This window comes from Lujinxingia vulgaris, from assembly GCF_007997005.1.
Classification (GTDB): domain Bacteria; phylum Myxococcota_A; class Bradymonadia; order Bradymonadales; family Bradymonadaceae; genus Lujinxingia.
Map to the genome: position 1 here is coordinate 1 of NZ_VOSL01000050.1, position 23,633 is coordinate 23,633.

The window sequence follows — 23,633 nt, forward strand, 5'->3', positions numbered from 1 at the left end:
GTTCGATCGGGTGCGAAACGATCGGGTGCCAGGCGTTCGATCGGGTGCGAAACGATCGGGTGCCAGGCGTTCGATCGGGTGCGAAACGATCGGGTGCCAGGCGTTCGAACATCAGAAATGATCGGGTGCAAATGATCGGGTGCCAGGCGTTCGAACATGGCGCAGATCATAAAAAAGCCCGCCCTCGTAGCGAGAGCGGGCTTTTCATTCAGGAGGTGCGGCGCGTCAGCGGTTGGTGCCGCACTCGATGCTGGTCGGCACGGCGTGCTGCGCACGAATCACGCGCACGTTCTGACCGTTCTGGTTGAGGACCTGAATCTGACGCTGGGCGTGTTGGTTGCGCTCGGCGTGGGCGAGCTTGTCGGCGCGGTTCGCGCGGACCGCCGTGGTCAGGGTCTCGGTGCAATGGTGGTGCATGTCGGCCATGGGCATCGCGTCGCGGCAGATGACGTCAACGGTCTGGCCGCGGAAGAACTCGGAGAGTTTCGCGGTGCTCTGGCGGGTCAATGGCGAGACGACCGAGGGGTTGTTGGAGTCGACGCTTTCGAAGAGGACGGAGGCGCCAACGACTTCGAGGGCAGTCTTCTCATCACCGTTGTCCAGGCGGCCGAGGCAGCCGTTGTACTTCTGGCGCAGGTCGGCGAAGCGCTTGAGGGACTCGAAACGATCGAGGCCGTGGGCTTTCTGCGCGATGGCGTACTCGACAAAGAGGCCGGTGTGGAGGGTCTCGCAGGAGCTGGGGTTGAGCGAGAGGGCGCGCAGGTAGAGGCCGCGCGCTTCATCAAGGGGGATAGCGCGCTGGTCCCAGAGGCTGGCCCAGGCCAGGTTGTTGGCCATGGTGCCGGTGCGCTGGACCTGCACGTTGTGGAGGCCGCGCTGAAGGGTGTCGATGGCCTGGGAGTAGAGGCCCTGTTCGATCAGGTGGTAACCCTGGAAGTTGTAGAGCACCTCGGAGCGCGGGTAGTGCACCAGCGCTTCGCGGGTGACCTCGACGACCATGTCGGAGCGATCCTGATGGTCGTAGCAGGCCGCGAAGTGAATCCAGGCGTTCTCGGACCAGGAGGTCTGGTCGGATCCGAAGTGGTCAAAGACGATGTCGCAGCTGCGATCGCCGGCGAGGGCCTGGGCTGAGGGGGTGTCGACCTGTGGCGAAGGGGAAGATTGAGCCGCGTGATAGGCGGCGGTTCCCAGGACGGTGAAGACGTAGAGCGAGACGACAGCGACGGTGGCAGGTGCCGCGCTGGTGAGGATCGTCCGAGGGGTGATAGCCATAGTCAAATCTCCTTACGCTAACAGGGTCGAGAACTCGCCGGCGAAGCGACCTAAAAAAGATAGAGGAATGGCCGGGTTAACTCAAACTCCGGGCGCATTTCTCTTTCGGGGGGCCCGATGGCAGAGGTGCTGTGCCACGGTAGAAGCTAAGCCGGGATGCCGCCAGTTCCAGTGCGAATGCCAGCGCGAGGCCATGTGGACCACCCGAGGAGATCAACTGGAGCGTGCGCGCAAGTTGTTCCCGGGGTGGTCGATGTGGGTGATCACTCGGGGGTAGGATCGGCCCAGTCTTCGATGTTGCGCTGGCGTCCGCGGGCGATGCCCAGGGCGCGGGGAGGGACGTCGTCGGTCAGGGTGGAGCCGGCGCCGACGTAGGCGCCCTCACCGATGGTGATGGGGGCGACGAGCGCTGTGTTGGAGCCGATAAACGCGCCCTGGCCGATGGTGGTGCGGTGTTTGTTTTTGCCGTCGTAGTTGCAGGTGATCGTGCCGGCGCCGACGTTGGCGTTTTCTCCGACGTGGGCATCCCCCAGGTAGGTGAGGTGGCTTGCTTTGGCGCCCTGGTCGAGGCGGGTTTTTTTAATCTCGACGAAGTTTCCGACCTTGCAGCCTTTGCCGATGTCGGCGCCGGGGCGCAGGTGGGCGAAGGGGCCGATGGAGGCGTTTTGGTCGACGCGGGCGTCTGTCAGGTAGGAGTAGGCCAGGAGGCGCGCGCCGGGGCCGACGTGGCTGTTGGTGATGCGGCAGCCCTGCTCGATGTGGGCGCCGCGGGCGATGTGGGAGCTTCCGCAGATGGTGACGTCGGGCTCCAGCGTGACATCGGGCTCCAGCGTGGCGGTGGGCTCGATGGTGGTGCGGGCCGGGTCGATGAGGGTGACGCCGGCGCGCATCCAGCGCTCAAGGGTGCGGCGGCGCACAAAGTCGGTGGCGCGCGCAAGATCGAGGCGGTCGTTAACGCCCTGAACAAGCTCCGGGGTGGCGACCGGCCAGGCGATGGCGCGCTCGTTTCTGGCGGCCAGGGCGACGAGATCGGTGAGGTAGTACTCGTTCTGAGCGTTGTCGGTGCCGGCGTCCATGATGGCAGGGATGGCGTCGAGCAAGAACGCGGTGCGGGCCAGGTAGATGCCGGCGTTGATCTCGGTGATGGCGCGCTGATCGTCGGTGGCGTCTTTGAACTCGACGATCGCGCTGAGGTGGCCCTGCTCCGAGCGGATGATGCGGCCGTAGGAGGCGGGATCGTTGAGGATCGCCGTCATCACGGCCAGATCGCAGCCGGCGGAGGCCGCGTCGTTGACCATCGCGATGAGCGTCTCGGCGTCGAGGTTCGGAACATCGCCGGAGAGGATCAGGGTGTAGGGAATCTCGGGGTCGAGCGCCGGCAGGCCGCAGGCCACGGCGTGGGCCGTGCCGAGCTGCTCGTCCTGAAAGGCCGGGTGGATGGCGTCGGCGTAGCTCTGGGTGCGGAGCCAGGCTTCGACCTCTTCGCGCTGGTGGCCGAGGATGGGGACGACGCGCGCCGCGCCGGCATCAAGCGCGGCGCGGGTCACGTGTCCGATGAGCGGGGTCCCGAGCAGGGGGTGGAGCACCTTGATGGTGTCCGAGCGCATGCGGGTGCCCATGCCGGCAGCGAGGATCAGCGACTGAAAAGGGGTCGAAGGGTTCATGGCTCTCCCGGAGGGAAAAGCGCCGGGCTCTTCGACGGCCGCTGCCCGACGGTGGGGTTATGGTGGTGTGGTGCTATGTGTTTGAAATGTCTCGCTTATTCGGCTGGAGAGGGCTGCTCTTTGTCGGAGTCGACGTCGACGTCGGCGTCGCTGGCCTCCGGGCGGCGATCTTCGGGCTGAATGTGATAAATCAGCGGGGTGCGGGCGTCGGCGCTGGCCTTCTGAAACGCAATCTCCTGAGCGACGCGGGGATCGGTCGTCGCCTTCTCGCCAGACGAGGTCTCGAAGTCGCGGACCAAGGCGTCGAACTCGGCGCAGGCCTGAGCGGTGACGGTGCGCTTTTTGCGGTAGGGCATAAAGGCCGACTTAAAGCCGTCGATCATCAGCTTGCGCAGGTCACCGATGTTGAGGTCGTAGTGCTGGACGGCGCGCCAGAACTCGTCGGTCATGGTGGTGTCGGTGATCAGGCGGTTGTCGGTGTTGATGGTGCAGCGCAGACCGTAGCTCATGTAGAAGGGCAGCGGGTGGGACTCGAAGCTCTTGGCGGCGCGGGTCTGCACGTTGCTGGTCAAACAGACTTCCAGGGGGATGCGGTGATCGTTGAGGAAGTTGAGCAGGTCGCCGTCTTCGCGCAGGCGGGTGCCGTGGCCGATGCGGTGGGCGCCGCCCAGGTGAATGGCCTGGTGGATGGACTCGGGGCCGTAGGCTTCGCCGGCGTGAATGGTCAGGTTCACGTTGTTATTACGAATCAGATAAAAGGCTTCGCGATAATCTTTGGCGGGGTTATCGGCCTCGGCGCCGGCGAGGTCGAAGCCGACGACGCCGCGGTTTTTGAAGGCGACGCAGAGCTCGGCCATACGCAGGGAGCTCTCGGGGGTCATGTGGCGGATGCCGCAGATGATCTGGCCGCTCATCAGGCCGTAGCGGCGCTTGGCTTCGCGCAGGCCCTCGGCGACGGCTTCGACGATGACCGGGTAGGAGAGGCCGTTGCGGGTGTGAAGGAGCGGGGAGTAGCGCACCTCCATGTATTTGACGTTCTCGCGGGCGGCGTCTTCGCCGAGCTCGAAGGCGGCGCGGTAGAGGGACTCCTCGGTCTGCATCACACTTAGGGTGACGTCGAAGGCTTTGAGGTAGTCGGTGAGATCTTCGCAGATGGCGCCGATGTTGATGGCGCGCGCGAGCTCGTCTTCGGTCTGGGGGTTGCCGGGGAGGGCGATGCCTTCTTTTTCGGCCAGCTCAAGGATGGTGGAGAGGCGCATGCTGCCGTCGAGGTGGACGTGCAGGTCGGTCTTGGGCATGCGGTGGATAAAGTCACGGGTGATTTTCATAATGCCATCCTTTTTTTAGATGCGGGCCGGCGCTGGCGTCCGCGCGGGCGCTTCGCGAAGTTGCAGGGTTTTACTGATAGTGTCGGGCTTTGTCGAGCGGGGGAGGGGCCCGGGTTAGAGGGGAGAAGGGGTGAGCGGGAGTAAAGATTCCCGCCTGAGCGTCAAAGGTTGTAGCGGCGCGACGATCTAGTTGAAGTGGGAGCGATCGGAGGATGTTTTGTCGGGGTCTTTGGAGCGCAGAAGTTTTAAGTTTCGGCGCTGACGACGGCGGATAAAGGCGCGCTTGATGCGGGAGGGGCGCCAGTAATCGCTGGCGATGAGAAGCCCTGTGGCCATCCCACCGAGGTGTCCGGCGATGGAGATGGCCTCGCGGCCGGTGACGACAAAGAGGATGTCGAGGCCGATGAAGACCAGCAGCATCGTTTTGCCGGTGACGGGCAAGAAGAGGAGGTTGAGGCGGTCGTTCCAGTGACGCCAGGCAAAGGCTGCGACCACGCCCATCACCGCCGCCGAGAAGCCGAGCGTGGGGAAGTTGGTGGAGAAGATCAGCTGGCTTGCCAGGATGGTCAGTCCGCCGCCCAGGGCGCAGAGCAGGGTGAAGCGCCACCAGCGGGTGGCCGACCAGCGCTGGTCGAGCTCGGCGCCGAACATCCAGAGCACAAACCCGTTAAAGAGCAGGTGGGTGAAGTCGGCGTGCCAGAAGGCGTAGGTGATGAGCGTCCAGACCTGGCCCTGGTCGATGACGGCCCTTTTAGAGATGAGCATGTAGTCGTCGACGAAGGCCCCCAGCGGGGCGATCATGACCGAGGCGAACCAGAGGGTGAAGAGGCCCACCAGGGTGATCTTGATGTTGCGGGTGAAGGGGGGCCAGTAGAATTGAAGTTGTTGGGCCATGGTTGCCTCGATGAGGAGTGCGTCGCGGTCGCTGATGTGGAGAAGGTGACCACGGAAGGGGGATTTGACCATATAGCGCATCACCTCCTCAGGACGAAGCCAGCAGTGTCGCTGCGGGCTCGCGGTAGCGCTGCTACAGCTTCGCCCTTGCTCCTTGCTGGACTCCGCCCTGAGGAGGTGATGGGTGGTCGGGGTACGTTCAGGACGAAGCCAGCAGTGTCGCTGCGGATTCGCGGTAGCGTTGCTACAGCTTCATCCTTGCTCCTTGCTGGACTTCGCCCTGAGGAGGTGATGATCGTTTAGGGGTTTGGGGGAGGTGTTTGAGTCTGATTGGGGGGCGGGTGCCAGGCGTCCGTACATGTCGCTGCCGAAGATCGGGTGCCAGGCGTTCGTACATGTTGCCAAAAAGATCGGGTGCCAGGCGTTCGTACATGTTGGCGAAGATCGGGTGCCAGGCGTCCGCACAGCGAAGATCGGGTGCCAGGCGTTCGTACATGTTGGCGAAGATCGGGTGCCAGGTGTGCGAACGGGGTGTTACGAATCAAAACTTGTGTGGCGGGCGCGGGTTGGCGATAAGGTGGGGGACCTGTTGAGTTAGCGTGTGTGCTGAGCCATGACTTCGAGTCGTAGGAGACGAGATGAAGCGTGAATTGTTGGTGGCGTTGGGGCTTTCGGTGGGGTTGGGTGCGGCCTGGGGGTGTGGGGAGCCGGAGGAAGATCCGGTGGAGGATGTAGGCGTGGAAGAGGATGCCGGTGATGTGGGTGGGGATGAGGATGCCGGTGATGTGGGTGGGGATGAGGACACCGACGTTGAGGAGGACGCCGATGGTGGGGATGAAGATACCGACGTCGGCGGCGGAGATGTAAACGTGGAGGTGGAGGGGGTTCCCGAGGGGCGGACCTATTTTCGCAGCGTGAGCGGTGTGGTCGTGACCTGTGAGGAGGGCTGTGAGGTTGCGTGTGAGCTGAGCCTGAACGGGGGAGCGGCAGAGGCCGTGGCGTGTGAGGAGGGGCAGGCCTTTGATCTGGAGGGGCTGGAGTACGGGGAGTATCAGCTCGGCGTGGTGGTCGATGGGGAGGTTGCGGCCACGCGTAGCTTTGAGGTGCATCCGCCAGAATGGGCGTCGGTGAGTGGAGGAGCGGGTCATACCTGCGCGATCTTGCTCGACGGGCACCTGGTGTGTTTCGGTGGTGGTGATGAGGGGCAGCTCGGGGATGGGGCCGGGGCGTCTTCGGCGGAGGCCGTCCTGGTGGATGAGACGTGGTCCTCGGTGGACGCAGGTACTAGCCACACCTGTGCGATCTCTGAGGAGGGGGCGCTCTACTGCTGGGGTACCTCCGCTGAGGGGGCGCTGGGGACTGGCGAGACCTCTTCCAACTTGCCGGCTCAGGTTGGTGTGGAGAGTGATTGGCAGAGCGTGAGCGCCGGCGGCTCGCATAGCTGCGGGATTCGTGCCGGTGGTGCGCTCTATTGCTGGGGTGATTCGACCCAGGGCGCAACGGGGCTGGGCAGCGAGGTCAGTGAGGCGACCGAGCCTGTGCTGGTGGAAGCCGATGGTGTGAGCGCCTGGTCGGCCGTGAGTGCGGGCGATGGGTTTACATGCGCGTTGACCGACGCCGGCGCCCTCTATTGCTGGGGTCGCGCCGACGCCGGGGTGGTGGGACCGAACGGCGATACGGTGTCCGAGCCGCGAGCCTACGCCGGGGAGCTTGAGTTCTCCGCGATCTCGGCCGGGCTTGTGCATGCGTGTGGTGTGGTGGATGGTGGCGAGTCTCCCGATGACGTGCAGTGCTGGGGCGAGGGCGCCGCGTATCAGCTGGGAACGGGGGAGACGCGCCGGGAGAACAGCCCGACGACGCGCGCGGTGGGCTCGGTGGAGCTGAGCTCGGTGGTGAGCGGAGCGGCGTTTAGCTGCGGACTGGCGCCCGACGGTACGTTGAACTGCTGGGGAAGCAATGCTAGCGGCCAACTGGGCTTTGATCCGGTGACCGCTGAGTTTCCCTTCCCGGCTCAGGTCAGTGAAGACGTCTGGGAAACGGTGGGGGCTGGATTCGCGCATAGCTGCGGGGTGCGCGCCTCGGATAAGAGTCTTCTGTGCTGGGGAGACAACTCGGCCGGGGCGTTGGGACGCGGAAACGTCAGTGAAGAAGCGCTCTTTGAAGGGGCTGAAATCGTCTGGCCTTTTTAAGGCTTAGATAGCGTAGAGAAGATGATTGACGAAAAACCGGCCCGTGAGGGCCGGTTTTTTTAATCAGGATTTTTAATCAGGTTTTTTGATGAGTTTTTTGATGAGTTTTTTGATGAGGGTCGTGATCGCGTGCCTGGCTCTCGGACAGATGTACGGGAGCCAGGCACGGCGGTGAATGTGTACGGGAGCCAGGCACGGCGGTGAATCTGCACGGGAGCCAGGCACGGCGGTGAATCTGCACGAGTGCCAGGCACCCGGACGAAGGCACCCGATCGGAAGGTCTGGGGTTGTTCGGGTGTTGGGCTGGCGAGTGTCGACGGGGTGGGAGGGGTGTGTTAGTGGCGGGAGTGGCGAGGATGCGGTCGCGGTGGTGCACGCGGACTGAGCTGAAGACTTGAGACGAGGACGGACAGGCGATGGCGGAAGTAAAGGCGTTTCGAGGTGTGCGGTACGACTGGGAGTCGATGGGTGAGCAGGAGGCCTCCAGGGTTGTGGCGCCGCCTTATGATGTGATCGACGAGGCGATGCTGGGGGAGTTGTATCGGCGGCATCCGCAGAACGTGGTGCGTCTGGATCTGAACCGCCGCCAGGCCTCCGATAATGTGGAGAATAATCGCTACACGCGCGCCCGCCGCTACATGTTCGACTGGCTGGCCCAGGGGGTGATGATCCTGGAGCCGGAGCCGGCGATCTATGTGCATGTGCAGGAGTTTGAGGACGAGGCCGGTACGGTCTATCGGCGCCAGGGGTTTATGGCCCTGGTGCGGCTGGCGGAGTACGAGGAGCGGGTGGTGCTGCCGCATGAGCGCACGCTCAAGGGGCCCAAGGCCGACCGGCTGGAGTTGATGAAGGCCACCGACGCCAACTTAAGCCAGATCTTCTTCCTTTATGACGATGAGCAAGGGGAGGTCGACGGGCCGCTCTACGGGGCGACAAAGGGGGCGGAGCCGGCGCTGGATATTCGCACCGAGGATGGGATCCGCCACCAGCTCTGGGCGGTGCGCGACGCGCAGGTCCAGCAGGCTGTGGCGAAAGGGCTTGAAGATCGGCCGCTTCTGATCGCGGACGGGCACCATCGCTACGAGACGGCGCTGGCCTACCGGGACTTTCGTCGTGAGGTGGCCGAGGAGGCCGACGCGAATGCGCCCTATGAGTTTGTGATGGGATTTCTGGTCAATATGCACGACCCGGGGTTGCAGGTCTTTCCGACCCACCGAGTGGTGCATTCGGTCAAAGACTTTGACGGGGCGAAGTTGCGCGCGCAGCTCGAGAGCGCCGGGCTCTACCAGGTGGAGGCGCTGGGGTGGGAGCTTCTCGACGATCTTGACGGGCTGCGCGAGCGGCTGGAGGCGGCCGGTCGGGAGTATCCGAGCTTTGTGGTGGCGATGGAGGCCGATAAGGCGCTCTTGCTGGTGCAGTATGTGGGCGGGGTGGACGCGCCGGTCTTCGATGAGGAGACCCCCGAGGAGGTGCGCAGGCTTGATGTGGCGATTTTGCATGAGGCGCTCTTCGATCGGATGCTGGGTATCGATCGGGAGGCGCAGGAGGCCAAGGCGAACCTGGGCTATGTGAAGGGGTGGGCGGAGGCGCGGGCGGCGCTCGATGAGCCGGGCCATCAGATGGTGGTGTTTATGAACGCCACGCCGGTGGAGCAGGTCAACCGGGTGTGCCTCTCGGGCGGGAAGATGCCGCAGAAGTCGACCTTCTTCTATCCGAAGGTCTTGAGCGGGCTTGTGATCAATCTTCTCTGAGCATGTTTGAGCGAGCTTCTCTTTGAGAGGTTATGGCGAGGTCTGAGAGGACCTCGCTATTTTTTTGCAAGAAATTCGGGGGTCGGACGCAAGACCGCCGCGGGGCGCGCGATAATAGGGAGGTGAGGGCGCACGTGTGCGCGTGGCGGCTGGAGGGAGGTTCGATGGGATTGAAGATCGGGCAGTCAACAAGCGATGGGGCGCAGGTGCGGGGGAGCGGGGGGGCACCGTCGGGGGCGAAGGCCACAGGCCGGGGTGCGGAGCCCGGGGCCTTTGCGGCGTTGTTGAAAGAAACGCCTGCGAAGGAGGCGGTCACACGCGATGCGCTTCCAAAAGACGGACTTTTAAAGGATGCGCCGCTGAGGGACGCGTTTGCTGCGGAGGACGGGGGGCGTCTGGCCGGTGAGCAGGACGCGCGGCTGGAGGGGGACTATTACGAGCGAGCGGTAGAGCAGGGGGCGGTGCAGCGCGGTGATAAGGGGTGGGGAGACGCTGGCGAGGGGGCTCGGGCTGGTGACGTGGCTGGCGAGGAGGAAAGGGGGACGGGTGAGGCGTTGGAGGAGGGGATTGAGCGGGGTGGGGCGAAGGGGGAGGAGGATGGCGCGGTGAGGGTCGAGGAGGGCTTTCGGCCGGAGCGCGGGTTGGGGGAGGTGGGCCAGGCAAAAAGCGACGAGGTGGGCGGGGGGCCGGCGGAGCTCGGGGAGATCGTCGAGGCGATGGTCAAGGCCGCCCAGGTCGGCGAGGACGCTCAGGGACGCAAGGTGATGTTTCTGGAGCTCGATGTGCCGGGGCGAGGGACGCTGCGGGTGAGGTTGCTCAAGGAGCATGATGGCTATGCGGTGCGGATGCGGGCCAGCGATGAGGGGCTGGCCCGGGAGCTGTTGAGCGCGCAGTCGGAGATGGTGCGCGGCGCGGGCGCGCGCGGGGTGCGTTTTAATGCGGTGGAGGTGGTGACGTAGCGGCGCTGAGCGGGGGCGGGGTAGCAAGCCGCCTTCGGGCAAGGTGCCGCCGTGAGAGTGGCGAAGGGATTCGATGTTCAACGTCAGGGACGATGAGGTCAGAGGTGGATGAGAAGACGCAGGTGTTGGAGTTACCCGGGTGGTTTCAGGAGATGCGCAGGGAGCATCAGGCCCGGGGTGACGATGAGCCGACGGTGGTGGTCTCCGAGGCGCTGGAGGCGGTGACGGTGCGGACGGAGGCCGTGGCCGCGCCGGGAGCGCCCGAGAGGGGGCCGGCGCATGAGGTGCGGTCGGTCGCGACTTCGGCGGCTTCGGCGGATGAGGCGACGGTGACGATGCCGGCGCTGGATGCGAAGACGCGTCCGGTGATCGACGCGGCGCAGGCCGGCGCGGAGCGTCGCGCTCGTGCCCATGCTGCGCTGGCCGGTCGGGAGGTGCGCCCCTGGGATCGGATGCGGCTGGCCTCGGTGACGCAGGCCCAGGCCGTGGCGCTGGCCGATGTGGTGGACGTGATCGGCGGGGAGCGCCTGGGGCAGGAGGTGCTCCGGGGTATGGAGGCCTCGATCGGCCAGGGCTGGTGCGGGGTGGGGCGTGCCCGGGTGGGGGTGCATTGGGACGATGAGGGGGAGACGTTGAGCGCGGGCGCCTCGACCTGGTGGCGGGTAATGCCGGGGTGGGAGCGGGGGCTTGTGTGGGTGGATGAGACGCTGGCGCGCCGTTGGCTTGAGGCCCTGGAGCTCGGGCATCTGGGTGGGGAGCAGGCCCACGGGGCGGTCTGCTGTGTGCTTGGCGAGGTGTTCTCCGGGGCGCTTCGGCGCTGTGGCTGGCCGCAGGTGACCTGGGGGGTCAACCCTTTGCCGGGGCGAGCGAAGGTGGAGCTGATGCGGGCCTCCAGGCCGCCCTATGTGGCGTGGGTGCTGGAGGTGGAGGATCCTCATGGCGAGGTGCGCGGTCAGCTGCGTCTGGCGATGCCCTGGTCGCTGGTGCGGATGGTGCGCGGCCAGCTTTGTGCGCCGGCGGCGGATCTGGCGCGCTGGGAGGCGCTGCCGGGTGTGGGCCGGCTGAGCGTGGGGCGTGTGGGGGTGAGGGTGGAGGAGGTCCGAGGGCTTGAGCCGGGCGATGTGCTTATGGCTGGCGAGTCGATTGCGCGGGGGGAGGGGGTTCGCCTGGGCGCGCAGCTCCGCTTCGGGGCGCGGGCGTGCTGGAGCGGGGTGTTGAGGCAAGGAGAGGGTGGGGCGTGGATGTTTGAGGCTTGCGAGACGGGCGTGGATGATGAGGAAAACCGTGATGATGAACCCAGGGAGGATGGAATGAGTGAGGCCGTGGAACGTGCGGAGGTGGAGGTCGACGTGGTGGTGGGTGAGGTGCGCCTGGAGCTCGGTCAGCTCAGCCGCCTGATGCCCGGACAGGTGCTGGAGACCCACTCGCCGGTGGGCGGGGCGGTCCGGCTGATGGTGGGGGCGAAGGAGATCGCCCGCGGGGAGCTGGTGGAGGTGGAGGGCAGGCTGGGGGTGCGCGTGGAGCACGTCAGCGCTTGAGGGGCCTCAGTGTTTCAGCGTTTGCCTCAGTCTTTTGAGGCGCGTTGGTGGTGCAGGCGGGCGATGGCTTCGGGGACGTCGATCTCGTCGGTGGCTTCGATGGGGGTATCGTCGGTGGTGTCGTCGGAGCGGTCGAGGGCGTCGTGGAGCGATTGCGCGCGCAGCTCACGCAGCGAGTCCAGGGCGACGTCGCTCTCGACGGTCTGGCGGAGCTGATCGAGTTCGATGTCGGGGATCTCGATGGCGTCGATGTCCACGTCGGCCTGGAGGTGGGAGAGGGTGCGGTCGAGGCGCTCCCCCTGAAGGCTGGGGGCGGTGATGTTTTGCAGGGTCTCCTGGCGGTCGAGGGGATCGCCCAGGAGCAGATCGAGGTCGATCTCCCCGCTCTGGAGGATGGCGGCCGCGGGGATCTCGGCGCGGGTGGCGTGGGTGTGGGTCAGCGGGGAGGTGTGCTCGGAGGTGGGGTTTGATGGCGAGGGAAGATCGGTGGCGAGGTCGCGCTCCTCCAGGTCGAGGAGGGTCGCCCAGCCCTCGGGGCGGCGGGCGGCCAGAAAGGTGATGGAGGCGGTGTTGTGCTCGGCGCGCAGCCCGATCTGGAGGTTGATCTGGGGGAGGATGGCGTCTTTGAGGCGCGTGGGGAGAAGATCGAGATCGGTGGCGATCCAGCGGTGGCTGGGGCTGTGAGGTGAGAAGAGGAGCGGGAGGTCGTCCGGGTCGAGGGGGGCGTCCCACATCAGGGCGGAGGCGCTGCTGGCGAGCCTGGCCAGGTGGGCGCGGCTGTGGGGATCGTGGGGAGGCTGAAGATGGATCAGGGGCACGCTGGAGGGCGCGATCGGGGGTACTGCCGAGACGTAGAGGAGGAGCTCATGGGGAAGACGGGTGGTCAGCCAGAGGAGCAGGCTCTGGCGCGGGGGGGCGGTGGGGCTGAAGATCAGGCCGTTGATGGGGGAGCTCAGCCGGGGCCGAAGCAGCTCGCGGGTGTTCTGCGCCAGGGGGCAGAGCGCGATATCGGGCCGGGGGGTGAGCAGGGCGAAGGGTTGTGGCGAGCCGGGCAGGGGCTGGGCCCACCAGCGGCTCAGGCAGCTTGAGGGGCCCTGCTGGCCGAGATGTTCAAGGATGCGGTTGACGGTCGTGGGCAGGAGCGGGGTGTTCTGGAAGGTGAGGGTGCCGGCCTGTTCCAGGTGCCAGTGGCCGTCGGGGCGCAGGATCACCATGGAGGTTTGCGGGTTCCCCAGGGCTTTGGTCAGGGCGGGAAGCGAGCGGATGTCGGCGTCGAGCGAGGAGGAGGTCATGGGAGATCGGGGGAGCCGGAGTCAGGGGGAGAAGGCGGAGAAAGCGGGTCGTTGGCGGGGGCGTCGTCTGCGGGCTCGGGGCTGTGAAGTTCGGGCTCTAAGCGCAGGCGCAGGCGAGTGATCTGGTCGGCTCGGAGATCGAGGTCGAAGCGCTGGGGGATGTGGCCCGGAGCTCGGAGTTCGAGGCGGTAGGTGCCCGGAGTGAGGCTTAAGGTCTGGTCGCGCCAGCGGTTGATGACGCCGTGGAAGTCGTCGTTGAGGTAGATCTCGGCGGTGTCGGGCTCCACCTCAAGTTTGAGCAACGCCGGGGCGTTTTGAGAGGCGGTGGTGGAGGCGTAGTTGGGCGCGCAGCCCGCAGCGAGCACAGTCGCGATGAGCGTGAGGGCCAGGAGCAAAGCGAGGGCCTGGCGCGTGATGCTATGGGTAGGGTGGTGGCCGGGGTGCGGCATGTTTTATCCCTGCGACTGTCGATGTGGTATAAGAGCTTACTAAATGGTCTGTGTGGCGGGAAGCCCGGCGACGTGGAGTGTGGGCAGGTGCGATGGGAACGAATGTTGCATCCTCACCGGGCCGTGTTAGGGACTTCATGAGCGTGCGCCATCACCAGGGTACGGGCTGGCGAGCGAAAACGATATGAGCGCGGAGCGCATGATGCATAAACCGGGCGTGGTTTCGGGGTTAATTCTGGGGATGTTGGCGTTGCTGCTTTCGGGGTGCCCCTCCGATGATGTGGTGGTGTCGTACAGCGACTTTTTCGTGCCCTGGGACATGAGCCCCTATGAGTTTGATGGCCAGCCTGAGCTGGAGGCGCCGGCGCGCCTGATCTTTGCCGACGTGGCGCCGGGCCAGGTGGAGGTTCGTGAGGCTGAGCTGACCAACGTGGGTCGTGCTCGTCTGGCCCTGGAGTCGGTGAGCGTAGAGGGGCCCTTTGAGCTGCATTACCCGGAGTTTCTCGATGGTCTGCCCGGGGAGCTCTTGCCGGGGGAGTCGGTGCTGGTGCAGGTGAGCTACCGGGCCGAGACCGACGAGGGGGTGCAGGGGGTGATGCGGGTGCGCACCAACGATCCGGAGAAGGCCGAGCATGAGGTTCAACTTCTGGCCAACACCGATCTTCCCTGCCTGGAGCTCTTGCCGGTGGGGCCGCTGCGCTTTGGGATGGTGGAGCGCGGGCAGCCGGTGGAGCGGGCGCTGCGGGCGACCAACTGCAGCAGCCAGGTGGAGACGCGGGTGTGGGTGGAGGCGCTCGACGGCGACGGGGGCTTTGAGATGACGGAGGCGGCGGATGCACGCGGCGAGGAGCGGGTGCTGGCCGCTGGCGAGACGGTGTTGATCCCGGTGACGTTTACGCCGACGGAGTCGCGGGAGTACCGGGGGCGGGTGCGCTTGAACAGCGATGATCTCCTGGAGCCGGAGCGTGAGGTGGAGCTTGTGGGTGAGGGCGCGCCGCCGGCTTGTCCGATCGCGCAGATCGGAGTGCGCGGCCTCGAGGGGAGCGCCGAGGCGGCCCCGCGTGGGGAGTTTTTGGGGCGTCCGCTGGAGAGGGTTGAGCTGACGGGCCGCGGGAGCATCGCGGCCAACGGGCAACCGGTGGTGGGCTATGAGTGGACGCTGGCGGAGCGGCCGGGCGATACGGCGGTAACGCTCAGCGAGAACGGCGATCCTTCGCTGCAGGGGCTCTATCTGGAGCTTGTGGGCCGATATGTGGTGGAGCTGCATGTGATCGATGCTGAGGGCACGCGCTCCTGTGAGCCGGCGCGTATGGTGATCAATACCCGCACCGATCGGGACATTCACGTTCAGCTTGTGTGGGATACGCCCCGCGACAGCACGCGCGATGATCGCAGCGGCAGCGATGTGGATCTGCACCTGCTGCGCGATGGACGCGGCGGCGCCTGGAACAGCGCGCCGTGGGATTGCCACTGGCAGAACAAGACGCCGGACTGGGGTGTGCCCGGGGAAACCAACGATAACCCCGGGCTGGATATTGATAACGTGACGGGTTGGGGCCCGGAGAACATCAACCTCAATGAGCCGGAGAGCGGCGTGAGGTACCGGGTGGGAGTGTACTACTTCTCGGATCACGGCTACGGGGAGAGCTACGCGACGGTGAGGATCTATCTGGGCGGGGAGCTGCAGCTGGAGATGCGTCGCCGTCGCATCGTCAACAATCAGTTCTGGGAGGTGGGGGATATCGTCTGGCCGCAGCAGAGCATTGAGATTCACGACCGGGTTTACGCAGGGTTCCCGGCGCTCTGAGGATCAGGCGGGGGGAAGTCTGGCGCGCAGGGCCTCGGCGCGCGCGTCGAGGCCCAGGCGCTCAAGCTGATCGAGGGCGATGGAGGCCACGGCCCGGGCGCGCTGCGGGTCGTGGTGGCGCAGGCATTGGTCGGTGGCAAGCTCTGCCAGGGTGGCCGTGTCGAGGTTGACCATCCCGGAGCTGACCAGGGCCAGGCTCGCGCGCTGGAGATGATGGTCGAAGGCGTCGAGGTCGGGGGTGTGGGCGGCGCAGGCTGCCAGCGCGAGGTGCGCGACGCCCAGGTAACCCGAGACGTTGGCGGCCTCCATGGCGTTAAGGGCATGCTCGAAGTGGGGGCGTGCGGCCGGGAAGTCGAGTTGTGCGGCCAGGCACATCCCGATGTTAAAGCGGATCGAGCCGGTCTGAGAGACGCCGATGCGCTGCAGGGTGTCGATCGCGAGCTGGTAGAAGTGCAGGGCCTCGCGGGGTTGATGAAGCAGGCGGTAGATCTCACCGAGGGCGTTGTCGCATTGGGCGACGCCGTGGAGGTTCTGCGTCTCTTCGTAGAGCTGGCGGGCGGTTCGGGAGGGGGTGAGCGCGTCGTGGGGGCGTTCGCCGGCGAGCGCGACGGCGGCCAGCCCGAGCCAGGTGGAGGCCTGGTCAGAGGGGGCGTTGGCGCGACGGGCCCAGGGCAGGGAGCGGTGGTAGGCGTCGGCGGCCTGGTCGAGGTGCCCGCGGGAGTAGTTGAGATCGGCGAAGAGCTGCAGCGCTTTGGCAAAATCCTGCGCGACCTCCGGGGGGGCGTCGGGGGTGGCCAGGGGTTCTAAGCGCTCCAGGCAGGCGGTGGCCAGGGCCAGGCCGGTGCGAACTTCGCCGCGGGTGCGGGCGATGATGCCCGCGGTGAAGAGGCGTTGGGCGTCGAGCCGGGGGTCGGGATGTGAGGGGAGCGCGTCGACGAGGGTCTGGGCGCGGTCGGTGTTTCCCTGCTTGGCCAGGGTGCGGGCGCGACCGGTGGTCAGGCGAAGGAAAATCGCGTCATCGGGTGTGGGCAGGTGGGAGAGGGCGTCTTCGGCCAGGTCGAAGAGCTGCAGGGCGCTGGCGAAGTCGCTGGTGAGGCGGTTGTGTTCGGCGGCGCGAAGCAGCGGCGCCAGCGCGGCTGTGTGATCGCCGGCGGCCAGAAGATGGCGTCCGATGCGGGCGTCGAGCTCCGGGGTGATCTCGGGGTAGGTGGCGCGAAGCGCGCGGGCGCAGTGGAGATTATGTGCGGCCCAGCGGTCGTGCTCGGAGGCCAGGCGCTGGAGCGACTCGCGCAGCGCGCCGTGCAGAAAGCGCCAGCGGTCGGGGGTGGCTTCGGCCAGACGAGCCAGGGTGAGGCGTTCGAGAAGATCGCGCGGGATGGTCACTGCGGCATCAACGCAGGCGGCGTGCCATTCATCCGGATCGATGTCCTGACCGAGCGCGGCGGCGATTTCCAGGGCGAAGAGCGCGTCTCTTTCGTGGGCCGCGCCCATCGCCGCGATGAGCAGGGAGACGCGGTCGCGCAGCAGCGCGTCGATGGATTCCGGCAGCGGCGCCTGTTCACCGGGGCGCAGGTGGAAGCCCTCAGCCGAGGGGGTGAGGATGTCGCGGGCGACCCAGTCGCCGACGAGCTGCACGGCAAAGAGGGGGTTTCCACGGGTGCGCTCGACGAGCTCTTCGATGAGCTCGCTGTTGAGGCCGAGCAGGTGCTGGACCAGGGTGCGGTGGTCGTCTTCGGCCAGGGGCTCTACGGGAAGATCGGTGCTGCGGGCGTGTGCTTTGAGGCGCTCAAGCAGCAGGGCCTCGTCGGGGCGTGTGGCCACGAGATCGTCGCGGGAGGTGGCGATGATGAGCGTGGGCGGGGCGAGCTCCTCGGGAAGATCGAGCAGAAAGAGAGCAAAGCGCAGGGTGTCGAGGCCGTAGTGGACGTCGTCGAGGTGCAGGACGACGGGGCGGTGAGGGAAGATGCGCTTGAGGGCGCGGGCGATCAGCGCGTAGCGCTGACGCGGGCTGCCCTGAGCGCTCGGGTGATTGCGCGGGAGGAGTCCGGGATCGCTTAAGCTGGCGAGCTCGATGCAGTCGGCGAGCTCATCGGGGCCCAGGGGGCCGGAGCGGCCGAGGGTGTCGCGCACGCGCTCGATGCGGGCGTCGTGGGAGAGGTTATGGGAGCGGAAGAGCTCATTGAGCAGGGCCGGCAGGCCCTGAAGTCGTGATGCGATGGGGCTGTGCGGGGCGTGCAGATCAAACGCGACGCCGCGCTCGTGAGCGCGCTGGCAGAGCCAGGTGGCCTGGCGGGTTTTTCCCACGCCTGAGGGGCCGCTGAGCACCAGCGCGCGGGGCGTGGAGGTGGCGTGAACCTCGCGTAGCGCGCGCCAGAGGGCGTCGCGGGCCGGGATGCGGTCAACCAGGGGGATGGGGCGAAGCCCGAAGAGTCCCAGACCGGTGCCGCGCAGGTGATCGGGTCGCAGGGCGACGCGGTCGCGGGGGGACTCCCAGGTCAGCGGGAAGAGGGGGCCGTGGGCGTGGGTGTGCGAGGTGTCGAGCGGGGCCCGGGAGAGCGTCGCCGGCGGGTCGAGGGAGGCGTCGTCGAGCAGGGCGGTGAGGGTGGCTTCAAGCTCGGTGGGCTCGTCGGGGGTGGCCGTGGGCGGGCGTAGAGCGGGGGTGGGAAGCTCGGGCAGAGGGGGGGCGGGGGTGGGGGCTGAGAGGCGCTGGAGGTCGAAGGCGGCGTCGGCGGCGAACTGGTAACGATCGGCGTGATGCTTGGCGAGCAGGCGTCCGATCCAGGCGCCAAAGGGGGCGGGAAGATCGGCGTCGGTCTCCAGCGGGGGCAGCGGCAGATGAAGGTGGGCGTGGAGGATGTCTTCGGTGGTGGCGCCGGAGTAGGGCGGGCTGCCGCTGGCCAGCCAGAAGGCCAGGCAACCCAACGCGTAGAGATCGGTCCAGGGGCCCTGGTCGCGCAGGCGCGCCAGGATCTGCTCGGGGGCCATAAAGCGGGGGGTGCCGGCGACGCGGGTGTTCTGGGAAGCGTCGGGGTGATCGTCGAGGGCGTGGGCCAGCCCGAAGTCTGACAGTTTTAAGGTGGGGCCGTCGGGGCCGTGCACCATCAGGACGTTTTCGGGCTTGAGGTCGCGGTGAATCACGCCGCGGGCGTGGGCGTGCGCCAGGGCGTCGAGGATGGCCAGCAGGATGGCGCGTTGTTGCGCGAAGTTCAGAGCGTGCCCGGAGATCTCGCGCAGCGAGCCGGCGGCCAGCTCCATGACCAGGTAGGGCGACTCCGGGGTGAGCAGCGAGGGGGCCTGGGCGGCCTCGGCGGCGGTGACGGTGGCCGTGTCAAAGACGCGGATGATGCCCGGGTGGCTTAAGCGGGCCACGGAGCGAACTTCGTGGTGGAAGCTTTTTAGGAAGTGCGGATCGGTGGCGCGCTTGCTGGTGATGATCTTGATCGCAACTTCGGTGGCCGTGGGGTTATGGGTGGCATGCCAGACCTCGCCCATGCCGCCACGGCCCAGAGGGCGGTTGAGGGTGAAGTCTGCCAGGGAGATCGCCATAGGAGGTGCCGCGGGAGGGGGGAGCGGTTGTGGTGTAACGTAGTGTAGAGCATGCGGTGGCGGGATGGAATGGCGAAGGTTGCGTTGGCCGCGGGCAGGCTGGTAGGGCAGGGGGCAGCGCGCCGGCGATGGTCGCGGGCGCAGCACGACGACTCACCATTGAAAAAGCAGGGCGCATGGCAAGTGATCGAAATCTGGTGTGGGTGGACCTGGAGATGACCGGGCTGGACCCGAAGACGTGCACGATTCTGGAGATCGCCACGATCGTGACGGATTCTCAGCTTCAGATTGTGGCCGAGGGGCCCAACCTTGTGATTCATCACAGCGACGAGGTGCTCGACGCGATGGATGCCTGGAACACCGAGCATCACGGCAAGTCCGGGCTGACCGCGGCGGTGAAAGCCTCCACGCTGACGCTGGCGCAGGCCGAGGCGCAGACGCTGGCCTTTGTGCAGGAGCATTGCGGGCCGAACAGCGCGCCCTTGTGCGGGAACTCGATCTGGCAGGATCGCCGCTTTCTGGCCGAATACATGCCGCGCCTTGAAGATTACCTGCACTACCGCATCATCGACGTCTCGTCGGTTAAAGAGGTGGTGCGGCGGTGGTATCCGGCCGGGGTGGCGATGCCGCCGCGCAAGGAGCAGAGCCACCGGGCGCTCGACGACATCAAGGATTCGATCGAGGAGCTGAAGTTCTACCGCTCGGAGGTCTTTGTGGCGCCGGGGGGCAGCGCGACCTTCGCCACGCGACGTTGATCAGAACGTGAGCCGGTCAGAAGGTGAGTAAGGCGTAGCCGATCGCCAGGATGATCAGACCCAGCGCGATGCCGGTGATGATCTGGGCTTTCTGGGCGTCGGCCGCTGAGAGGGGGGCCTCGCTCTGTGGCGAGCGAAGTTCGGTGGACTCTTCGGGGGGAGGACCGACGATCAGATCGGCGGAGTCGGTCAGGTCGGGCTCGCGATGTGCGGGGGCCATCACCGCGGTGGGGGCGTGGTCGCGCGCCTCTGCGGGGGTGTGGGCCGGCGAGCCGATGAGGGTGGGTTTGAGGTCATCGTCGGTGTTGGGGGAGCGCGGTGAAGTGGAGAGAAGGTCGTCCATCGAGGTGTCGATGACCGGCGGGGTATGCGGGGCCTCGGTGGCGTGGTGGGGGCGCGCCCAGCGATCGGTGTCGAGCCAGCGTTTGAGGGTCTGCCCCATCTCCAGCGCGCTCTGGAAGCGATCGTCGGGATCTTTGGCGAGGGCGCGGGTGATGATCGCGGCGAACTCCGGGTCGACCGAAGAGGGCAGGGGCGGCGGATCCTGGCTCTGGTGGGCGAGGATCAGGGCGTAGGAGGAGTCGCCATCAAAGGGGAGGCTGCCGGTGACGCATTCGTAGAGCACGACGCCGAGTGAGTAGAGATCGGCGCGGTGGTCGACGTCGGGGTTTACGGCCTGCTCGGGGGCCAGATATTGCGGGGTGCCGTAGATCTGGCCGACCACGCTCAAGAGGGGATCGGACTTCTGGTCGGCGCGTTTGGCGATGCCGAAGTCGAGGATTTTGACGATCTCATCGCCCTCGGGGGTGCGGGCCAGAAAGATGTTTTCGGGTTTGATGTCGCGGTGCACAAAGCCCGATTGATGGATCTGATGGAGGCCTTTGAGGACCTGAAGCGCGAGCTTTGCGAGCTCGTCGGCGGGGATGGTTTTGTTGCGGTGCAGGCTGTCAAAGAGCTCCTCGCCGGTGAGCAGCTCCATGGAGAGAAAGGCGTGGCCGTCGGGGGATTCGCCGAACTCGTAGACGCGGACCACATGTTTGGAGCGGATGGCTTTGGAGATGCGCGCTTCGCGTTTGAAGCGCTCGATGATGCGCCAGTCGTTGGCGAACTCGGCGGTGATGACTTTGAGGGCGACGGGCTGGGAGCGGGAGCCGTCGTCTTTGAAGCGCTGGGCGGCGTAGATCTCACCCATGCCGCCGGCGGCCACAAAGCCCAGGATGTGGTAGGCGCCGAAGCGTTTTCCGGGGAGCAGCACGCGGTTGAGCACCGCCTGGGAATCGATGGCGGTTTTTTGAGCGAGCTCCTCAACGGAGTTTGCGCGGATGAAGTCGATGCTGTCCTCGTCCAGGCCCCGGGAGTCAGGGGGGAGCTCGATCAGGGTGCTCTTCACGGGCGGCTCGCGGTTGAGGAAGTCGAGGCGCCCGGCGGGCGCTACGGGGGTGAGAGGAGGATCACGGGGGCGGTGGTCGGTGTCTTCTCCCCTGTAGTATAGTCGGAAAGGAGAATGGTCCCAAGAGCGATTGAAGGACACGATGAACATGATGAGATCCGGGGTGTTGCCGCGGGGTGTGGGGGCGCTGCTGGTGCTGGTGCTGGTGGCCGGGGCGGGGTGCGAGGGGTGTCAGCCGCCGGCGCCGCCGACGGGCCAGGAGGGGGTGTTGCTGCTGGGGGAGATGATCCCGCAGACGGCGCAGGTGGTGGTCTTTGCCGAGGAGCTCGCGTCGCTGGAGAGCGCGTTAAACGGGGTGATGGATCGGGCGCCGGTGGTGGGTGAGGCGCTGGAGGGGGTGGTGCTCGACGAGGTGTGGTCGTCGGTGGGGGCAGGCGCGGGGTTGCCGGCGGTGGGGTATCTGGCGCACGGGCAGGTGGTGTTGGCCGGGTGGCGCGAGCCGGGCGTGGAGGTTGAGGCGCCGAGCGCGCTGTGGGGGATGGAGGCCCGGGCGCATGAGGTGGAGGGGGCGCGGCGTGCGCTGCGCTTGCATGATGCGCAGGGGGAGTTGCAGGGCTGGGCGGTGGTGGATGCGCGGCGCTGGGCGGTGGGTTGGTTTGTGGAGGACAAGCCGAAGACACGCCTCGATGAGGTGGTGCTGGCCCTGGGAGAGCGCTCGTTGGAGGTGGAGGGGCATCGGCGTTTTCTGACGACGAGCCAGGCGCGGCCGATCTCGGCGATGATCTCGGCCGGTCGGCTGGCCGAGGGGCTAAGCGGGAAGGGCCAGGCCGGGGTGCTGGCGCAGAGGATGGCCCGTGAGCTGGGGTGGGTGCATCTGCGCGCCGGGCTCGACGCGACCCGGCGGCAGGTGGAGCTGGAGGTGGGCACTCCGGGTGTGCGTGGGGTGGCCACCAGCATCGAAGATCTGGGAGAGGCCGCAGGCGATCTTCCTCCGGTCGGTGGGCTGGTGCGCCCCGGGGTGCTCGGCGCGGTGCGCATCTCGGCCTCGCCAGAGCGCTTTGTGGAGTTTGTGCGCGCCACGCTCTCGGCCGACGATCGCCTTCGCCTCGACCAGTGGATCGAGGAGCTCGATGAGGAGCTTCGCGTCGATGTGATGGGCGATGTCATCGGTCAGCTCACCGGTCAGGCGCTCGTGGTGATCTACGGACTGGAGAGCAGCTTCTTTGAGCAGGAGGGCATTGAGGCGCTGGCGGCGGTGGTGCGGCTGAAGAGCACGCGGGATGCGGTGCTCCTGCCCATCAAAGAGCGGCGGCCGGTCGAAGATATGCTCAACTCGCTCACCCAGGTCAGCCGCGGGAAGCTGCAGCGCCAGGTGATTCGGCACATGATCCAGTACGCCTGGATCGAGGATGGGGAGCTCAAATGGGCGCTGATTCTGGGCGATGACCACGTGCTGCTGGTCGACAGCGCGGTGGCCTTTGATCACGCCAACCGCTGGGAGCGCAGCCCGCAGACCGAGGGCGATCTGATGGAGGGGCGCGGGATCGACGCGATGCTCGCCGGCCGAAGCGGCGGCGGCATCTATGTGGAGCTCGGGGCGCTGCGCGGCATCTTTGAGGAGAAGGGGCCCGAGGAGCTGGCGCGCTGGCTGACGCCCTTTGAGGCGGTGAAGGTGCGCGCCGGGGTTGGTGAGCGTGTTGACCGCGCCGAGGTGGTGCTCTGGCTCGAAGACGCCTGGGCCGGCGGCGAGCCTTCGGCCGCCGCCGACCAGGCCCCCACCCCGGCGACCGGTGATGAGGAGCCGAAATGAGTGCCGCACGTGAGGTTGATGTGGAGGCGGCCCGCGCCATCCTGGCGCGTTTTGAGGCCGCGCACGAGGCGCTGATCGAGGCGATGGTCAGCGACGGGTGGCCCGACGCGATGGCGCGCGAAGGCCTGGCCATGCACATGCGGAGCTGGGAGGTGGGTGCGGCCGCCGACGCGTTGCGACGCGAACTCGACGCGGTAGGGCCGGGCCATCGCCTGATGTGGCCGGAGCGGGTGCATCATATCTGGCCGGCGCTCCCCGGGGCGGGGGTGGGCCCGGCGCTGCTCGGCGCGATGATGGGGGTGCCCCAGGCGGTCAAGGTCTCGCGGCGAGGCCGGGCATTTGGCGAGAAGGTCTGCGAGCTCGCGGGTTGGGAGGTGCTGGAGGGGGAGCGCTGGCGTCAGGCGCCGGTGGTGGTCGTCAGCGGCAGCGACGCCACGCTGGCCGAGGTGCGCGCCCGGGTGCCAGGCGTGCGTGTGGTGGGCTACGGACACCGGGTCAGCTTTGCGGTGATGGTCGATGGACCGACGATCGATCTTCGCGAAGAGGCGCAGCAGATCGCCGAGGATGTCGTGATGTGGCGTCAGGCCGGGTGTTTCTCGGTGCGGGCGGTGATTTTTGTCGGTCAAAAAGAGCGGTGTCGGGCCTTTGGCGAAAGGTTGGCCGAAGTTATCGCGGAGGTTGAGGTGCGCCTGGGTGCTGACCGTCTCAATGAGGGCGAGGCCTCGGCGCGGGCGCAGGCGTTGAGCCTTGCGCAGATGACCGGGGAAGTCTTTGTGCGCGGGGTGGGCTATGTGTGCCTGGCCTCGAGCCCCTTTGAAGGTGGGGAGTCCTCGCCGCAGGCGGTGAGCCTGCACCGGGTCGATGCGGTCGAGGCGATCGATGCGGCGGTGGGCGTGCTCGCCGGGCAGGTGCAGGGGGTGGCGCTGGCCGGGGCCTGGCGCGAGAGGCCGGGCGTTGTGGAGCGCGTCGCGTCGCTGGGGGCGACACAC

General features: G+C 66.8%; 16 protein-coding genes. 8 read left to right on the forward strand and 8 right to left on the reverse strand.

Translation table 11 applies throughout. The features are described 5' to 3' along the window. Positions 1 to 225: 225 nt before the first annotated feature. The 4 genes from FRC96_RS11185 to FRC96_RS11200 form a co-directional block, all read right to left on the reverse strand. Complete coding sequence (locus FRC96_RS11185; RefSeq protein WP_146974583.1) at positions 226 to 1,272, reverse strand: hypothetical protein; 1,047 nt, start codon at positions 1,270 to 1,272, stop codon at positions 226 to 228. A gap of 263 nt (positions 1,273 to 1,535) precedes the next feature. Continuing rightward, complete coding sequence (glmU, locus tag FRC96_RS11190) at positions 1,536 to 2,936, reverse strand: bifunctional UDP-N-acetylglucosamine diphosphorylase/glucosamine-1-phosphate N-acetyltransferase GlmU (protein WP_146974584.1); 1,401 nt, start codon at positions 2,934 to 2,936, stop codon at positions 1,536 to 1,538. Between the two features lie 95 nt (positions 2,937 to 3,031). After that, the gene (gene add / locus FRC96_RS11195) at positions 3,032 to 4,264 is read right to left on the reverse strand and encodes an adenosine deaminase (protein WP_230470153.1); all 1,233 of its coding nucleotides are present in this window, start codon (positions 4,262 to 4,264) and stop codon (positions 3,032 to 3,034) included. A gap of 186 nt (positions 4,265 to 4,450) precedes the next feature. Next, positions 4,451 to 5,239 (reverse strand): rhomboid family intramembrane serine protease, encoded by a 789-nt coding sequence (locus FRC96_RS11200; RefSeq protein ID WP_146974585.1) that lies wholly within the window; start codon positions 5,237 to 5,239, stop codon positions 4,451 to 4,453. A 557-nt stretch (positions 5,240 to 5,796) separates the two neighbouring features. Here FRC96_RS11200 and FRC96_RS11205 point away from each other — a divergent pair. The 4 genes from FRC96_RS11205 to FRC96_RS22645 all read left to right on the forward strand — a co-directional run bounded on the left by FRC96_RS11205 (position 5,797) and on the right by FRC96_RS22645 (position 11,595). Then, positions 5,797 to 7,347, forward strand: a complete 1,551-nt coding sequence (locus tag FRC96_RS11205) for an RCC1 domain-containing protein (RefSeq protein ID WP_146974586.1) — start codon at positions 5,797 to 5,799, stop codon at positions 7,345 to 7,347. Positions 7,348 to 7,763: 416 nt separating this feature from the next. Further along, entirely contained in the window at positions 7,764 to 9,098 is a 1,335-nt protein-coding gene (locus FRC96_RS11210) for a DUF1015 domain-containing protein (protein ID WP_146974587.1), read from the forward strand. Positions 9,099 to 9,262: 164 nt separating this feature from the next. Further along, positions 9,263 to 10,057, forward strand: a complete 795-nt coding sequence (locus FRC96_RS11215; RefSeq protein WP_146974588.1) for a hypothetical protein — start codon at positions 9,263 to 9,265, stop codon at positions 10,055 to 10,057. Between the two features lie 104 nt (positions 10,058 to 10,161). Continuing rightward, entirely contained in the window at positions 10,162 to 11,595 is a 1,434-nt protein-coding gene (locus tag FRC96_RS22645; RefSeq protein ID WP_146974589.1) for a FliM/FliN family flagellar motor switch protein, read from the forward strand. 26 nt (positions 11,596 to 11,621) lie between these two features. Here FRC96_RS22645 and FRC96_RS11225 read toward each other — a convergent pair whose 3' ends face one another. Together FRC96_RS11225 and FRC96_RS11230 are read right to left on the reverse strand one after the other, a co-directional pair. Next, positions 11,622 to 12,887 carry a hypothetical protein gene (locus FRC96_RS11225; RefSeq protein ID WP_146974590.1) on the reverse strand — a complete coding sequence of 422 codons (1,266 nt, stop codon included), beginning with the start codon at positions 12,885 to 12,887 and terminating at the stop codon, positions 11,622 to 11,624. Further along, complete coding sequence (locus FRC96_RS11230; protein WP_146974591.1) at positions 12,884 to 13,336, reverse strand: carboxypeptidase-like regulatory domain-containing protein; 453 nt, start codon at positions 13,334 to 13,336, stop codon at positions 12,884 to 12,886. The genes FRC96_RS11225 and FRC96_RS11230 overlap by 4 nt, the downstream gene beginning before the upstream one ends. Positions 13,337 to 13,535: 199 nt before the next feature. Between FRC96_RS11230 and FRC96_RS11235 the strand changes: the two genes are divergently transcribed. Beyond that, positions 13,536 to 15,143, forward strand: coding sequence for a hypothetical protein (locus FRC96_RS11235; protein ID WP_230470154.1), 1,608 nt, complete (start codon positions 13,536 to 13,538; stop codon positions 15,141 to 15,143). Positions 15,144 to 15,146: 3 nt separating this feature from the next. Here the strand turns inward: FRC96_RS11235 and FRC96_RS11240 are convergent, their stop codons facing one another. Then, positions 15,147 to 18,689: a serine/threonine-protein kinase gene (locus tag FRC96_RS11240; protein ID WP_146974593.1), complete on the reverse strand. Its 3,543-nt coding sequence runs from the start codon at positions 18,687 to 18,689 to the stop codon at positions 15,147 to 15,149. A gap of 176 nt (positions 18,690 to 18,865) precedes the next feature. Here FRC96_RS11240 and orn point away from each other — a divergent pair, with 176 nt between their 5' ends. Next, positions 18,866 to 19,444: an oligoribonuclease gene (gene orn, locus FRC96_RS11245; protein ID WP_146974594.1), complete on the forward strand. Its 579-nt coding sequence runs from the start codon at positions 18,866 to 18,868 to the stop codon at positions 19,442 to 19,444. A 16-nt stretch (positions 19,445 to 19,460) separates the two neighbouring features. Here the strand turns inward: orn and FRC96_RS11250 are convergent, their stop codons facing one another. Continuing rightward, positions 19,461 to 20,834 (reverse strand): serine/threonine-protein kinase, encoded by a 1,374-nt coding sequence (locus FRC96_RS11250; protein ID WP_230470155.1) that lies wholly within the window; start codon positions 20,832 to 20,834, stop codon positions 19,461 to 19,463. Between the two features lie 142 nt (positions 20,835 to 20,976). On the opposite strand from FRC96_RS11250, the gene FRC96_RS22080 reads away from it, so the two are divergent. Both FRC96_RS22080 and FRC96_RS11260 read left to right on the forward strand, forming a co-directional pair. Further along, positions 20,977 to 22,644, forward strand: coding sequence for a hypothetical protein (locus FRC96_RS22080; RefSeq protein WP_230470156.1), 1,668 nt, complete (start codon positions 20,977 to 20,979; stop codon positions 22,642 to 22,644). Then, on the forward strand, positions 22,641 to 23,633 hold a 993-nt coding region (locus FRC96_RS11260; protein WP_230470157.1), incomplete at its 3' end, for an acyl-CoA reductase. The genes FRC96_RS22080 and FRC96_RS11260, both read left to right, overlap by 4 nt.